General features: G+C 70.4%; 11 protein-coding genes, 1 tRNA gene and 1 pseudogene. 6 read left to right on the top strand and 7 right to left on the bottom strand.

Annotated features, from left to right (window positions below; all coding sequences use genetic code 11):
- Positions 1-8 precede the first annotated feature (8 nt).
- The gene (locus tag ACFPUZ_RS07945; RefSeq protein ID WP_377001344.1) at positions 9-1,259 is read left to right on the top strand and encodes a pyridoxal phosphate-dependent aminotransferase; all 1,251 of its coding nucleotides are present in this window, start codon (positions 9-11) and stop codon (positions 1,257-1,259) included.
- Here the strand turns inward: ACFPUZ_RS07945 and ACFPUZ_RS07940 are convergent.
- A complete protein-coding gene (locus ACFPUZ_RS07940) occupies positions 1,243-2,214 on the bottom strand; it encodes an LLM class oxidoreductase (RefSeq protein ID WP_377001343.1) in 972 nt (323 codons plus the stop codon). The genes ACFPUZ_RS07945 and ACFPUZ_RS07940 overlap by 17 nt on opposite strands.
- 33 nt (positions 2,215-2,247) lie before the next feature.
- On the opposite strand from ACFPUZ_RS07940, the gene ACFPUZ_RS07935 reads away from it, so the two are divergent.
- On the top strand, positions 2,248-3,453 hold the full coding sequence (locus ACFPUZ_RS07935; RefSeq protein WP_377001341.1) for a YibE/F family protein: 1,206 nt from the start codon (positions 2,248-2,250) through the stop codon (positions 3,451-3,453).
- Here the strand turns inward: ACFPUZ_RS07935 and ACFPUZ_RS07930 are convergent.
- A complete protein-coding gene (locus tag ACFPUZ_RS07930) occupies positions 3,450-4,772 on the bottom strand; it encodes a UDP-glucose dehydrogenase family protein (protein ID WP_377001339.1) in 1,323 nt (440 codons plus the stop codon). The two genes, ACFPUZ_RS07935 and ACFPUZ_RS07930, sit on opposite strands and share 4 nt — an antisense overlap.
- A gap of 99 nt (positions 4,773-4,871) precedes the next feature.
- Complete coding sequence (gene dcd, locus ACFPUZ_RS07925) at positions 4,872-5,441, bottom strand: dCTP deaminase (RefSeq protein WP_377001439.1); 570 nt, start codon at positions 5,439-5,441, stop codon at positions 4,872-4,874.
- An 83-nt stretch (positions 5,442-5,524) separates the two neighbouring features.
- Between dcd and ACFPUZ_RS07920 the strand changes: the two genes are divergently transcribed.
- Positions 5,525-5,598 (top strand) — tRNA-Gly (locus ACFPUZ_RS07920).
- 172 nt (positions 5,599-5,770) lie between these two features.
- Here the strand turns inward: ACFPUZ_RS07920 and ACFPUZ_RS07915 are convergent.
- From ACFPUZ_RS07915 to ACFPUZ_RS07905, 3 genes are read right to left on the bottom strand one after another with little or no spacing between them, the layout of a single operon-like run.
- The gene (locus ACFPUZ_RS07915) at positions 5,771-6,106 is read right to left on the bottom strand and encodes a DUF2200 domain-containing protein (RefSeq protein WP_377001337.1); all 336 of its coding nucleotides are present in this window, start codon (positions 6,104-6,106) and stop codon (positions 5,771-5,773) included.
- The gene (locus tag ACFPUZ_RS07910) at positions 6,106-7,803 is read right to left on the bottom strand and encodes a VanW family protein (protein WP_377001336.1); all 1,698 of its coding nucleotides are present in this window, start codon (positions 7,801-7,803) and stop codon (positions 6,106-6,108) included. Before ACFPUZ_RS07910 ends, ACFPUZ_RS07915 begins: the two co-directional genes overlap by 1 nt.
- 51 nt (positions 7,804-7,854) lie before the next feature.
- Positions 7,855-9,006: a glycoside hydrolase family 3 N-terminal domain-containing protein gene (locus ACFPUZ_RS07905; protein ID WP_377001335.1), complete on the bottom strand. Its 1,152-nt coding sequence runs from the start codon at positions 9,004-9,006 to the stop codon at positions 7,855-7,857.
- Positions 9,007-9,052: 46 nt separating this feature from the next.
- On the opposite strand from ACFPUZ_RS07905, the gene ACFPUZ_RS07900 reads away from it, so the two are divergent.
- From ACFPUZ_RS07900 to ACFPUZ_RS07890, 3 genes are read left to right on the top strand one after another with little or no spacing between them, the layout of a single operon-like run.
- On the top strand, positions 9,053-9,544 hold the full coding sequence (locus tag ACFPUZ_RS07900) for a universal stress protein (protein WP_377001333.1): 492 nt from the start codon (positions 9,053-9,055) through the stop codon (positions 9,542-9,544).
- Positions 9,545-9,555: 11 nt separating this feature from the next.
- Positions 9,556-9,753: a DUF2613 domain-containing protein gene (locus ACFPUZ_RS07895; RefSeq protein ID WP_377001332.1), complete on the top strand. Its 198-nt coding sequence runs from the start codon at positions 9,556-9,558 to the stop codon at positions 9,751-9,753.
- Between the two features lie 3 nt (positions 9,754-9,756).
- On the top strand, positions 9,757-12,876 hold the full coding sequence (locus ACFPUZ_RS07890) for an alpha-(1->3)-arabinofuranosyltransferase domain-containing protein (RefSeq protein ID WP_377001330.1): 3,120 nt from the start codon (positions 9,757-9,759) through the stop codon (positions 12,874-12,876).
- On the opposite strand, the pseudogene ACFPUZ_RS07885 reads toward ACFPUZ_RS07890, so the two are convergent.
- A pseudogene (locus tag ACFPUZ_RS07885) lies at positions 12,867-13,745 on the bottom strand (acyltransferase family protein); the annotation flags it as partial. The gene ACFPUZ_RS07890 and the pseudogene ACFPUZ_RS07885 overlap by 10 nt on opposite strands.
- Positions 13,746-13,759 lie beyond the last annotated feature (14 nt).

Here is a 13,759-nt window from a genome sequence, read left to right as displayed (position 1 = left end):
TGTAGGCCATGACCGACACTCCCCCGCCCGTCCGCCGACCTCGCCGTACCTTCGATCAGTCGAACAAGATGAAGGACGTCCTCTACGAGATCCGCGGCCCGGTATCCGCGGAGGCGGAGCGCCTGGAGGCGGATGGTCACCACATCCTCAAGCTCAACACGGGTAACCCGGCGACCTTTGGTTTCGACGCCCCGGACGTCATCATGCGCGACATGATCGCCGCGCTGCCGACCTCCCAGGGCTACTCCACCTCGAAGGGCATCATCCCGGCGCGCCGCGCGGTGTTCCACCGCTACGAGGTCATCGAGGGCTTCCCGGATTTCGACGTCGAGGACGTCTTCCTGGGCAACGGTGTCTCCGAGCTCATCACCATGACCATGCAGGCCCTGCTCAACGACGGCGACGAGGTCCTCATCCCGGCCCCGGACTACCCGCTGTGGACCGCCGCCTGCTCGCTGTCCGGCGGCACCCCGGTGCACTACCTGTGTGACGAGGAGGACGACTGGAACCCCTCGATCGAGGACATCCGCGCGAAGGTGACGGAGCGGACGAAGGCGATCGTCGTCATCAACCCGAACAACCCGACGGGTGCGGTGTACTCGCGGGAGGTGCTCGAGCAGATCGTCGACATCGCCCGCGAGCACGAGCTGCTCATCCTCGCCGACGAGATCTACGACCGCATCCTCTACGACGATGCCGAGCACATCTCCCTGGCCACCCTCGCCCCGGACCTGCTCACCATCACCTACAACGGCCTGTCCAAGGCCTACCGCGTCGCGGGCTACCGCGCCGGTTGGATGGTGCTCACCGGCCCGCAGGACCACGCCCGCGGCTTCATCGAGGGCCTCGAGCTCCTCGCCGGTACCCGTCTGTGCCCGAACGTGCCTGCCCAGCACGGCATCCAGGTGGCGCTGGGCGGCAAGCAGTCGATCTACGAGCTCACCGGCGAGGGCGGGCGCCTGCTCAACCAGCGCAACATCGCCTACGAGAAACTCAACGAGATCCCCGGCGTGAGCTGCGTCAAGCCCATGGGCGCCCTCTACGCCTTCCCGCGCCTGGACCCCAACGTCTACGAGATCCACGACGACGCCAAGCTCATGCTCGACATCCTCCGCGCCGAGAAGATCCTCCTCGTCCAGGGCACCGGCTTCAACTGGCCGCACACCGACCATTTCCGCCTGGTCACCCTGCCGTGGGCCTCCCAGCTGGAGAACGCCATCGAGCGCCTGGGCAACTTCCTGGTCAGCTACAAGCAGTAGCGGAGAACTCCGGCACCACCTGATCGATGAGCTCCTCCAGGACCTCATCGGCCGGGCGGGTCCCCCTCTTGAGCCCGAGCAGGCAGTGGTCCACCCCCATGTCCTCCAGCTGCCGGAGGATGCGCACCAGGGCCTTCGCGCCGACGCTCCACCCGAACTTGATCGGCCCGGCCTCCGCGTCCGGATCCCGGTGCAGGTCGAGGGCGATCTGCATGGCGAAGGGCTTGTCCACGCCCGCGGAACGCCACTCGGCCAGGTACTTCTGCTGGGTGGGCAGGGGCCGGTGGTAGGTGACGTGGGCGTCGGCGTGTTCCCGGTGCCACGCCATCGACTGCAGGCAGGAGCCGACGGTGAGCACCGGCGGCCGGACCGCCAGCGGCTTGGGCACGATGTCCCCGCCCCACATGCGCCCCTTCGACCAGCGGATTCCCTGTCGTTCGGTGGTCCATGCCTGGTTCATCACGTCGAGGTGCTCGCGGAAGACCTCCGCACGGGCCCCCTCCTCCAGGCCGAAGGCCTTGTACTCCACGGGCCGGTCGCCCGTGGCCAGGCCCAGCAGGAACCGGCCGGCACTGAGATGGTCGATGCTCGCCGCCTCCTTCGCCAGGTGCAGCGGATGGCGCACCGGCAGCACGACCGCCCCGGTGGCCAGGGCGATCTCGCTGGTCGACGCCGCCAGGTACCCCGCGTACGTGAACGGGTCCCACACCTGCCCCACATCGCCGAAATCGCTCACCCGCAGCGGAATGTCGCGCAGCCAGGCCGCCGCGAACCCTCCCTGCTCCGCACGCTGCACCAGCTCCACCTGCCGGGCGAGATCCACGCCCGGCGCCTCCGGGTCCCCGGACGCCAGGGGCAGCGCGATCCCCAGCGTCAAACGCCCGCGGGGGAACACCCTCCGGAAGCCCGGCAGGGAGGTGACGGGGGCGTCGGAAAGCGAGAAGGGCGAACTCATACACACATGCTATCCGCGATAGGGTGCAGAACCATGGGTTCCCACCACGCACGCGACACCGCCCCGTCCCGTTGGCGACAGGTCCTCCTCGGATTCCTCGTCCTGGCTCTCCTGGCCACGGTGGTGGGGCTGTGGCGACTCTGGCCACCCCAGGAGGATCCCCAGGTCAGCCCCGATTTCGCGACGACCTTCAACCTCAACCACACGCAGGTAAGCGGCGAGGTGCTGCTTGTCGACGCCGCCGCCTGCACCTCCCCCTCCACCGGCCAGGCCTTCGACGGTTCCCCGGTCGTCCCCCTGGAACACTCGGATCAGCGCTGCGAGCGCTCGCTCGTCGAGATCACCTCCGGTCCCGACGCGGGGCGGCGCACCCAGCTCGTCCATTTCGGGTTGCCCGGCGAGCCGCAGCTGGCCGCGGGCGATGCCATCCTGCTCACCTCCTCGGAGACCCCGGAGGGCACCGTCTACACCTTCGGCGACTTCCAGCGCGCCGTGCCGCTGACGGTGTGGGGCGTGCTCATCGCGCTGATGATCATCGTCTTCGCCGCCTGGCGCGGCGTGCGGGCGCTGGCCGGGCTGCTGCTCACGTTGGTGGGCATCGCGGTGTTCCTCCTGCCCGCGCTGCTGCACGGCCGCGATCCCCTGGCGCTGGCGCTGGTGGCGGGCGCGGCGATCCTCATGATCGTCGTGCCGCTCGTGCACGGCTTCAACTGGAAATCAGCCTCGGCGCTGGCCGGCACACTCATCGCGTTAGCCGTCGCCGCTGGCCTGGCGCGCCTGGCCATCGACTCCACCCACCTGCGGGGTCTGGGTTCCGACGACAACCTCACCATCCTGCTCTACCTGCCGGAGGTGTCCATCGTCGGGCTGCTGCTGTGCGGCTTCATCATCGGCGCCCTCGGCGTGCTCAACGACGTCACCATCTCCCAGGCCTCGACCGTCAACGAACTCTCCGACCTCGACCCCGACGCCTCCCCCTGGCGCCTGTTCCTCGGGGCGATGAAGGTGGGGCGCGACCATATCTCCTCGATGGTCTACACCCTCGTGCTCACCTACACGGGCGCGGCATTGCCGCTGCTGCTGCTCATCTCGGTGGCGCAGCGCCCGCTCACTCAGACGCTGACCAGCGACATCGTGGCCACCGAGCTGCTGCGCTCGGGCATCGGCGCTCTGGCGCTCACCCTCGCCGTACCGCTCACCACCCTCATCGCGGCGTGGACGGTGCCGGCGCGGCGTTAGAGCGTGCGGCCCAGGGCCTGGATGTTCCAGCCCGCGGCCCGCCACTTATCGACGTCGAGAACATTACGGCCGTCAATTATCACCCGGCGCGCCACCAGCTCACCGGCGGCCTCCGGGTCGAGATCGCGGAATTCCTGCCACTCCGTGGCCAGCACGACCACATCCGCCCCCTCGAGCGCCTCCTCGACGGAGTCGACATAGCCGAGGGTGGGGAACACCTTGCGGGCATTGTCCATCGCCTTCGGGTCGAAGACGGAGACATCGGCGCCGGCCAGGGAGAGCGATCCGGCCACAGACAGCGCCGGGGAATCCCGCACGTCATCCGAATTCGGCTTGAAGGCGGCGCCCAGCACGGTGACGCGGTGGCCCAGGAGGTTGCCGTCGCACAGCGCGCGGGTCAGCTGCACGACCCGGTCGCGGCGCCGCATGTTGATGGCGTCGACCTCCCGGAGGAACGTCAACGCCTGGTCTGCTCCCAGCTCACCGGCCCGGGCCATGAAGGCGCGGATGTCCTTCGGCAGGCAGCCGCCGCCGAAGCCGAGGCCCGCGCCGAGGAACTTACGGCCGATGCGGTCGTCATGCCCGATGGCGTCGGCCAGCTTGGTGACATCACCCCCCGCGATCTCGCAGATCTCCGAGACCGCGTTGATGAAGGAGATCTTCGTGGCCAGGAAGGCGTTCGCCGAGACCTTGACCAGCTCCGAGGTCACGCGGTCCATGACCAGGAACGGGGTGCCGTCCGCGATGGACTGCGCGTACACCTCGCGGGCCACTTCCTCGGCCCGGGACTCGCCGGAGCGCACGCCGAGCACGATGCGGTCCGGGGTGATCGTGTCCTGGACGGCGAAGCCCTCACGGAGGAACTCCGGGTTCCAGGCGATCTCCACCGTGGTGCCCGGCCGGCACAGCTCATCGGCGCGCTTCTGCAGGTTGTCGGCGGTGCCGACGGGGACCGTCGACTTGCCGAAGATGATGTGGTCCCCCTCCAGCAACGGCACCAGATCCTCGATCACCGCGTAGACGTAGGTGAGATCCGCCGCGTAGGAGCCCCGCTCCTGCGGCGTACCGACACCGAGGAAGTGCACGGTGGCGAACTCCGCCACCCGCTGGTAGTCCGTGGTGAAATCCAGGCGACCGGACTCCAGGTTGCGGGAGAGAACGTCCGGCAGACCGGGCTCGAAGAACGGGACGACGCCGTTCTTCAGCGATTCGATCTTGGCGGAATCCACATCCACGCCGAGCACTTCATGGCCGAGCTCAGCCATGCAGGCCGCGTGGGTTGCACCCAGGTATCCGGTGCCGATGACAGTCATACGCATAACTGCCCTTTGTACCGGCGCAGAATGAACGCAGGCTTAACTGAAACTGAATGTCGTCTTTTGGGGGGAGGCGGGGGTGGCACTTGTCGCCATAAGCCGCTAACCCTGCGGGAAGTTGAGATACGCCCGCGACGGCGTCGGACCCCGCTGCCCCTGGTACTTCGACCCCAGCGACCCGGTGCCGTAGGGCACCTCCGCGGGCGAGGACATCCGGAAGATCGCCATCTGCCCCACCTTCATCCCCGGCCACAGGGTCATGGGCAGGTTCGCCACATTCGACAGCTCCAGGGTGACGTAGCCGGAGAAGCCCGGATCGATGAAGCCTGCCGTGGAGTGCGTGAGCAGCCCCAGCCGCCCGAGCGAGGACTTGCCCTCGAGACGCCCGGCCAGGTTGTCCGGCAGCGTGAACTTCTCCAGCGTCGACGCCAGGACGAACTCCCCCGGATGCAGCACGAAGGCATCCCCCTCCGCCACCTCGACGAGGCTGGTGAGGTCGTCCTGCTGCAGCTTCGGGTCAATGTGCGTGTACTTGGAGTTGTTGAACACGCGGAAGAACCGGTCCAGGCGGACGTCGATACTCGAGGGCTGCACGTTGTCGGCCTCGTAGGGCTCGATACCCAGCGCACCGGAATCGATGGCGGAACGGATGTCACGGTCGGAGAGAAGCACGAGTTCGAGCATACCGACCAGCCGATTTCCCGGCGGCCCCCACCCCGGTGCTAGACTTCCCCGGTAGCGCCACCCGCGCAGCTGCCGGCGTAGTTTAGTGGTAGAACATCAGCTTCCCAAGCTGAGAGTGCGAGTTCGATTCTCGTCGCCGGCTCCACCGGGAATACCCCACCATCAGTAATGATAGGTGGGGCTTTTTGCTGCCATTTTCCGGAGTGGTAGCAAGGAAGGTAGCAGAGGGCTTTGCCCGATCGCCCGCCGGGCTGACCCCAGCGGTCGAATTCAGTACCCTCCTGGGGAACCCCACCGAAGTCAGCCGGACGGGCGGCTCAGGACCGGATGATCTTGGCGACGGCCTTGCCCTTGGCCAGTTCGTCGACAAGCTTGTCGGCCCAGCGGATCTGCTGCATGAGGGGGTCTTCGACGTCCTCGACACGCACGCCGCACACGACGCCCGTGATCTTATCGACGTCCGGGGTCATCGCCGGTGCCTCCGCGAAGAAGGCCCGCAGGTCGCCGCCGAACTCCCGCAGCTGCGCAGGGGTGTAGCCGGTCAGCCAGCCGAGGACCTCATCGAGTTCCTCGACGGTGCGGCCCTTGCGCTCCACCTTCTGCACGTAGAGGCGGTAGATGTCGGTCCAGGGGTAGGCGAAGACGCGGGACATCAGGAGCACTTCACGATCGGCTGGGGATCGTAACGCGTGGTCTGCGTCTCGCGGGAGATCTCGGCACCGGAGAGGTCGCGGATGATGCGGGTGTCCGAGGTGGTGAACCCGGGGATACCGCCGGAGGGGATGCAGTCGTTGCCGGACACGGTCTGCTCGCGGGGCTGGGTGGGGGCCCAGCGGCCGCCGTTGACGGATTCGACGGTGACGGTCTTCACGCCGGTGAGGCGGACGGTGACGTCGCCGCCGCCGACGGCGGTCTCGATGCGCACGGGGTACTGCGAGTTGTTGCGGAACTGCAGGTCGATGGCGCCCTCGAAGACGGTGGCCTCGCGGCCGGCCGGGTAGCGGGAGATGTAGTAGCTGTGCGGGGTGTGCGCCACGTCCTGCATGCCGGCGAAGTAGGCGGCGTTGTAGAGGGTGGTGGCGAACTGGCTGATGCCACCGCCGACAGCCTCCCCGGCGCGACCGTTGATGATGATGCCCGATTCGACATAGCCCTGGGAGGCGCCGCGGGGGCCGGTGTAGCCGTTGAGGGAGAAGGTGTCGCCGGGCGCGACGATGGCCCCGTTGACGATGGAGGCGACCCGGGAGATGTTGACCCCCGACGCCGCCGAGTAACCGGAGGTGCTGAACTCACCGACCACCTGGTCGAAGGTCGCGGTCTGGGCCATCTCGGTGGTGAAGGTGGCGGGGTCATCCTCGTAGACCGCCTCCCAGGTGCGTTCGTCCCCGGAGGCGAGGACACGCTCGCGGAAGCCCTCGAGGGTGGCCTCCCAGTCGATCTTCACACCGTCGACGCTGGGGGTGATCTGGCGGGATCCGCCGGAGAAGTCGATGAGGGCGTTCTGCTTGCGGGCCTCGGTCTCACCGAGCTTCTCCGCGAGGATGCCCTGCGCGGCCTCCGTGTTGATCTCGGTCTGCAGCGCCCCGTCGACGGGCACGAAGGTGACCACCTCGCCCATGCGGGCCGGTTCGATGACGCCGTTGATGTCGTCGCGGCCGGTGACGGTGAGGGGAGCGGCCACGGCAGCGGCGGCATCCCCCTCGGCGACCTTGCGCACGGCGGCCTCGTCGATGGCGGGCGGGGTGATCGTGGCCTCGACCTCGACGCCGGCGGGGTCGAGCCAGTCGGCGGTGACGCGTTCGCGCAGCGGCGCGGGGTCGATCTCGTGGCCGTTGACGGGGTCGGTGACGGCGACGCGGGCGTCGATAAGCTCGACGACGCCATCCTCCGGCGCGGCGCTGAGCTCGGCGTGGAGCCGCTCGAGCTCCGGTGCCAGGGCGGCGTCGTCGACGCGGGAGACGATGTCTGCCTCCCGCCCGGAACCGATGAGGCCCTCGAGGCGGAGGAAGGGGTTGAGGGATTCGGTGCCGATCTGCGCGACCGTCTCCGCGTAGTCGATGGACAGCCCCGCGGTGGCGGGCACGAAGGTGGCCTCCCGCTCGCCGGCGCGGACGGTGGCGGGCTCGTGGACCTTGCCGCCGAGCTCCCGTTCCAGGACGGCCTGCGCCTCCGCCGGCTCCATCCCGCCGATGTCGACGCCACCGACGGTGGTGCCGCGCGGGACGTCCCCCTGGGTCAGGGCGTAGTCCACCGCGTAGATGATTCCGAAGAGCGCGAACAGGCCCACGACCGCCCCCAGGGCGATCCGGAGGCCTTTTCCGCCGCTGTCCTGGCTGTTTGACTCACTCACACTGGCCACATTAGTGGCCGCGCGTGTCTTTGCCTACTTTGCGGGGCAGAATCAACTACCGGTCTGCAGGAGTTGCAGTTGCACGCGGTAGGCGGCGGCGTCGAGACGCGCGGCCGGGATCTCCCCGGCGGTGACGGCGGCATCCACCGCGTCGATGGCGGCGACGAGGGCGCCGCCGGAGGAGAAGAGCGGCTGGTCGGCGCCCGCACGCACCGCCGCGACAACCGCCTGCGGCAGCGTGTAGCGGTCCGTGATCGCCCGCATCCCGGTGAGATCGTCGGTGTAGACGACCCCGTCGAAAGGCCGCCCACCGGGGTAATCGCCGGAGCGCAGCAGCTCGTACACCGCGGGGTCGAGGCTCGAGGGGGTGTGCCCGTCGCCCAGCCCCGGGACGACCATGTGCCCGACCATGACTGATCCGTCCACCTCGGGCAGCGCGGTGGCGTAGGGCGGGAGATCATGCTCGACGACGCTGCCCACCGGCGGAGTGACCGCCAGCTCATGGTGGGTGTCCCCGCTCGCCTGACCGTGACCGGGGAAATGTTTGAACACGGGCGTGATGTTCGCCGCCCGCAGGCCGCGCGCGAAGGCGGCCCCGTAATCGCCGGCGACGACCGGGTCGCGGGAGAAGGCGCGGTCGCCGACCACCTCGAGACCGTGGGCGTCGACATCGAGGACCGGGGCGAAATCCACCGTCACCCCGTACCAGCGCAGGGAATTCCCCAGCTCACGGGCGTAATTCTCCACCTGCTCGGGGCTCATCGTGGCCGCCATCTCGCGGGGCGACAGACGGGGCCCGATGATTCCCGCGTGCCGCTGGACCCGTCCGCCCTCGAAATCGATGGACACGGAGAACGGCCGCCCGATCTCGCGGCGCAGCGCGACGATGTTGCGCCCCTCGGTGGACAGCAGCTCCGGGTTCGCCCAGCTGGTGATGAAGATCCCGCCGACCCCCTGCTGCAGCTTCCACAGCGCGTCGTCGTAATTGTCCACGCCGACGACGAGCAGTGAGGCGGCCTTGGCGCGCTGTTCCTGCGGCACGCGCTGGCGGGCGATGTCCTCGGGGGTCTTCTCAACACTCGCCGCCGAACTCGGCGCCGAACTGGCCACTGAACTGGGCGCCGCAGATTCCCCCGACCCCGCTGCGCACGCGGCCAGGCACCCGGCGGCGAGGAGGGCGGAGACGAAGCGGAGAAGGGTCACGTGGCGCACCCTAACAGTCTGCCCGACAGCCCGTTAGAGTGGCCTCATGACCTCCCCACATTCCCCTGGCCAGCCGACGATGCTCCTCGCCTTCGACGGGTCCGCGGAGTCCCGGAACGCCCTGGAGTACGCGGCCCGGCTGCTGCTCCCACGCCGGGTGGAGATCCTCACCGCGTGGGAGCCCGTGCACCGTACCGCCGCCCGCGCGGTGGGGGTCTCGGGCCTGCACCAGGCGGAGTGGGTGACCGATGCCGAGCAGGACGACGCCGCCTACCTCCGCGCCCGCGACACCTGCCGCGCCGGGGTGGACAGGGCCGTGGAACTCGGGCTGGAGGCCCGCGCCCACCTGGTCGAGGCGGACACCACGGTGTGGTCGGCGATCTGCGAGGCGGCGCAGGAGCTGCGCCCGGATGTCATCGTGACCGGCTCGCGCGGGGCGAGCCGGTGGAAGTCCCTGTGGCAGTCCTCCACGTCGGACGGTGTGCTGCACAACGCGGGCATCCCGGTGCTCGTTGTTCCGCCGGTGTCGGGGGAGTAGCATCAGGGGCCATGTCCTACTCTTCCGGATCCGTTGATCGTCGCTCGCTGAGCTCCGTGATCGCCAGTGCGGTCGTCGGCGTGGCGCTGGGCGTGGTCTCCGTGATCGGAATCGCCTCCTTCTCCGGCCAGGACACCGTCCCGCAGGGCAACGCCGTGCCCGCGGACGAGGCTCTGCTGGGCGGCCCGGAGTACGGCACCCGCGGCTAATCCATGCACCTTCTCGGCTGGATCATCCTGGGGCTGATCAGCCTCCTGCAGCAGCCCGGCCAGGTCGCCGCCGACACCAAGCACGATCTCACCGCCGACCCCCACGGTTTTCTCGCCCAGGCCACGCATGCCTGGACGGACACGTTCACGCTGGGGCAGCTGCAGAATCAGGCCTACGGTTACCTGTTCCCGCACGGCGCGTTCTTCCTGCTCACTGATCCCCTGCCCGACTGGCTGGCCCAGCGCCTGTGGTGGTGGCTGGTCCTGGGGGTGGGTTATTCGGGTTTCCTCCTGCTGCTGCGCCGCACCGGCACCGGCACGCTCCCCTTCCAGGTGCTCGCCGCCTTCCTCTTCGCCCTCTCGCCGCGGACGATGAGCACGTTGACCACGATCTCCTCGGAGACGTGGCCGGTCATGCTCGCGCCGTGGGTGATCCTGCCCTTCCTCGGCCGCCTCGGGCTGCGTGCGGTCGCCGCCGCGGTGCTCCCGGTCGCGCTCATGGGGGCGGTCAACGCCACGGCCACCCTCGCCGCCTGCCTGCCCGCCGGGCTCGTCCTCGGCTGGCGCCTGCTGCGTCGCGACGCCCGCGCGCTGCCCACCGCCCTCGGCTGGCTGGCCGCCTGCGCCGCCGTCAGCGCGTGGTGGATCGGGCCGCTGCTCATCCTCGGACGCCACGCCCCGCCGTTCACGGACTACATCGAATCCTCCTTCGTCACCACCCGCTGGCTCAACCTCATCGAGATCCTGCGCGGCACCACCAGCTGGGCGCCCTTCGTCGACACCGAACGCACGGCCGGGTTCCTCCTCGTCAGCTCGCCGACGTTCGTGCTGCTCACCGCCGCCGTCGCCGCCCTCGGCCTGGCGGGGCTCACCCTGCGTTCCACCCCGCACCGCGGCCTGTGGGTGGGCATGCTGCTCGTGGGCGTCACCCTCCTCGGGGCCGCGCACGGGCCTTTCGCCGCCCCGTGGCTGGAGCTTCTCGACGCCCCCCTCGCCCCCTTCCGCAACCTCCACAAATTCGACCCCCTCGTGCGCATTCCGCTGCTCGTCGGGCTGGCCGGGCTGGGCGGGCACCTGCCGCGGGCGGCGGGGCGTCGAGAAGCGGCGGCCGCGCTGGTGCTGGTCCTCGGCGTGGCCGCCCTGGCCCCGGCCTGGTCGGGCCGCCTGCTGCCCCGCGGGACCTGGGACCATGTGCCCGGCTACTGGCAGGAGGCGACGAACCTGCTCAACCGCGAGGCCGCCGGCACGCGCACGCTCATCGTCCCGGAGGCCAGTTTCGCCCGGCAGACGTGGGGGTGGACGCGGGATGAACCCGCGCAGCCGCTTCTCGACGTCCCCTGGGCCGTCCGCGACGCCGTCCCCCTCGTCCCTCCGGAGGCGATCCGCGGGCTCGACGGGGTGCTGGCCGTGCTCCACCACGATCCGGTGGCGGGTGCGGAATCGCTCCGACGCCTCGGCATCGGTGCCCTCCTGCACCGCCACGACCTGGAGGACGGCCGGGAGCTGGACCTGCGACCGCTGGACGCGCAGCGGCACCGCTTCGGCGAGGTGGAGGTGCTCATCCTCGACCCGCACGCGGACATGATGCTCAGCGCGGCCGAGCCGGTGCGGGTGGCCGGGGGCGGGGAATCACTCGCGGTCCTCGACATGCTCCACGGCCCCGGCCCGCGCGTGCTCGTCGATGCCGGCGCCGAGGTGGTCACCGACACCCCCGCCCTGACCGTGCGCAACTACGGTTCCCTCACCGGCCCGGTCTCCGCCCCGCTGGCCGCGCTCTCCGAGGGCGCCGACGTGCGCAACGCCGTCCCCGACTACCCCTCCGCAGGTCCCCTCACCCGGGTGGAATCCACCGGCGGGCAGGTCCGGGCCAGTTCCTCCGCCTCGGACGCCACCAGCTTCGGCGGGGCCGACCCGGCGCGTTCGCCCACCGCGGCCGTCGACGGCGTGGAGGACACCGCCTGGTGGCCCACGCCCGGCCCGGCGCGGGGGCAGTGGCTGGAACTCCTCCCGGAGCAGCCGCTGCGCGACCCGGTCGTCACCGTCAGCACCACCGAGGACTCGGTCCTGGAGATCAACGGGCGGGAGGTCGAGCTCGGCCCGGAACCCACCACGCTCACCCTCGACGGCACTCACGATGCCCTGCGCCTGCAGCTGCGCGACGCGGTCGGCATCGCCGAGGTGAGCATCGCCGGGCACCCGCTGGAACGCATCGTCACCGTCCCGGACACCTCCCCGGACGTGCAGCAGTTCCTCTTCCAGCGCCTCACCCTGGACACCGGCTACCTCATCCGCGCCTTCACCGCGCCGCGCCCGCTCACGCTGCAGGTCGACGCCGATGCCGACCTCACCCTCGACGGCACGGCGTACTCCCCCGGCGACGTCGTGGAGCTCGCGCCCGGCCGCCACACCCTGCGTACCGACGCCACCTGGGTCACCCTCACCACCGAGGGTTTCTCCCCCTCCCCCGCCTGGGAGGGAAGCGACGGCACCGTGCGCGCCGCGGAGGAGGATCGGCTGCTCATCACCGGCCGCGCCGCCCACCCCGGCCTGCGGGCCACCCTGGGCGAGCGGGAGCTGGAACCGGTCACCGTCGACGCCGCGACCCAGGCCTTCCGCGTCCCCGCCGGCGCCGCGGGCACCGTGGATCTCAGCTTCGCCCCCGACCGCCTCTACCGGCAGCTGCTCTTCGGCGGCGGGGCGCTCGCCCTGCTGGTGGCCCTGGCCGCCGGTGCCGTCCTGGCACTTTCGCGGCGCCGGGAGGAGAGCCTGCGGGCCACCGCCAGCCCCTGGCTGCTGGGCCTCGGCGCGCTGAGCGCAGTAGTGCTCGCCGGGTGGCCGGGGCTGCTCGCCGCGGCCCTCGCCCTGGCCGTGTGCCGCTTCACCCTCATTCCCCCGGGGCTGCTGGCCGGGGCGCTGGTGGGCACCGCGGGCGCCTGGCTGGCGCGCGGTCCGTGGCCGGTGGGCGACTACGCCGGGGATTCGGTGGTGCTGGCGCTCCTGCTCGTCGCGGCCCTCACCAGCCTCTTCCCGGGTTCCTCGAGGAAGACGAAGCTGGCGGCCGCGACGGGCAGCGTCAGCCCGAGTGTCACCAGCAGCACCGGCCAGAAGCCTCCGGAGAAATAGTCCCGGCCGAGGAGCGGGAAGGCCAGCGAGAGCAGGGCCACGTGCCACAGGAAGATCGAGTAGGACCAGCGCCCCAGCGTCTGGGTCACCGGGTGCCGCAGCCAGCGGGTCCCCGGCGCCAGCGCCTCCGGCACGACGAGCACCGCGGCGAAGAGGGTGCCCGCCAGGACGCGGCGCACGAACTCCTCCGGCTCCGGGTGGGTCAGCCCCAGCGGGCCGTACCACTCCTGCCCGGCCACCCAGGCGATGAGCAGCGCCAGGGCCCACCACACCCAGCGCACCCGCAGCGCCCGGGTCAGCCCGGCGGGCACCCGGCCCTCGAACTCCGCGGCGAGCAGGCCCACCGCGAACCACGCCACGTACGCCGGGGGCCAGATCTGCCGGTTCACCTCTGCATCGTCGACGACGAAGGGCAGATACGCCCAGCCCAGGGACAGCACCGCCAGCCCCAGGATGGCGAGGATCCGCCCGCGCCGGGGCAGACGGCCGAGGGTGAGCGCGAGCAGCGGCAGCGCCAGATAGAAGGCCACCTCCACGCTCAGCGACCACAGGTGGGTGAGCCCCGGGGCCAGGCCGTCGGCCCAGTAGACCTGGGTGAGGGTGAGGTTGGCCAGAATCTGCTCGCCGCTCATCCGCGCCGCCTCCGGGAGCAGGAGGATGACCGCCACCACGCAGGCCAGGTAGACGGGGAGGATGCGGCCGGCGCGGCGGAGGAGGTAGCGGGTGTGCGTCGATAAGCGACGATCCGCGTGGTGCCCCCGCCACAGCAGGAACGCGGACAGGGAGAAGAAGACGGGCACGAAGAAATCGAAGCGGGCGAGGACGGCGCCCGCGGGGGTGGCCGGGTCGAGGCCCGTCTGGAAGGCCACGTGGGTGAGCACGA

The organism is Corynebacterium nasicanis (genome assembly GCF_042658165.1).
Taxonomy (GTDB): Bacteria; Actinomycetota; Actinomycetes; order Mycobacteriales; family Mycobacteriaceae; genus Corynebacterium; species Corynebacterium nasicanis.
Note: the sequence above shows the minus strand (reverse complement) of the source record. Positions and strands in the feature narration are given on the sequence as shown.

Bases quoted from the DNA above. Each gene is read 5' to 3' on its own strand.
- ACFPUZ_RS07940 (WP_377001343.1), bottom strand. From the start codon at position 2,214: ATGAGTTCGCCCTTCTCGCTTTCCGACGCCCCCGTCACCTCCCTGCCG.
- ACFPUZ_RS07900 (WP_377001333.1), top strand. From the start codon at position 9,053: ATGACCTCCCCACATTCCCCTGGCCAGCCGACGATGCTCCTCGCCTTC.
- ACFPUZ_RS07945 (WP_377001344.1), top strand. From the start codon at position 9: ATGACCGACACTCCCCCGCCCGTCCGCCGACCTCGCCGTACCTTCGAT.
- ACFPUZ_RS07915 (WP_377001337.1), bottom strand. From the start codon at position 6,106: ATGTCCCGCGTCTTCGCCTACCCCTGGACCGACATCTACCGCCTCTAC.
- ACFPUZ_RS07930 (WP_377001339.1), bottom strand. From the start codon at position 4,772: ATGCGTATGACTGTCATCGGCACCGGATACCTGGGTGCAACCCACGCG.
- ACFPUZ_RS07895 (WP_377001332.1), top strand. From the start codon at position 9,556: ATGTCCTACTCTTCCGGATCCGTTGATCGTCGCTCGCTGAGCTCCGTG.
- ACFPUZ_RS07935 (WP_377001341.1), top strand. From the start codon at position 2,248: ATGGGTTCCCACCACGCACGCGACACCGCCCCGTCCCGTTGGCGACAG.
- ACFPUZ_RS07890 (WP_377001330.1), top strand. From the start codon at position 9,757: ATGCACCTTCTCGGCTGGATCATCCTGGGGCTGATCAGCCTCCTGCAG.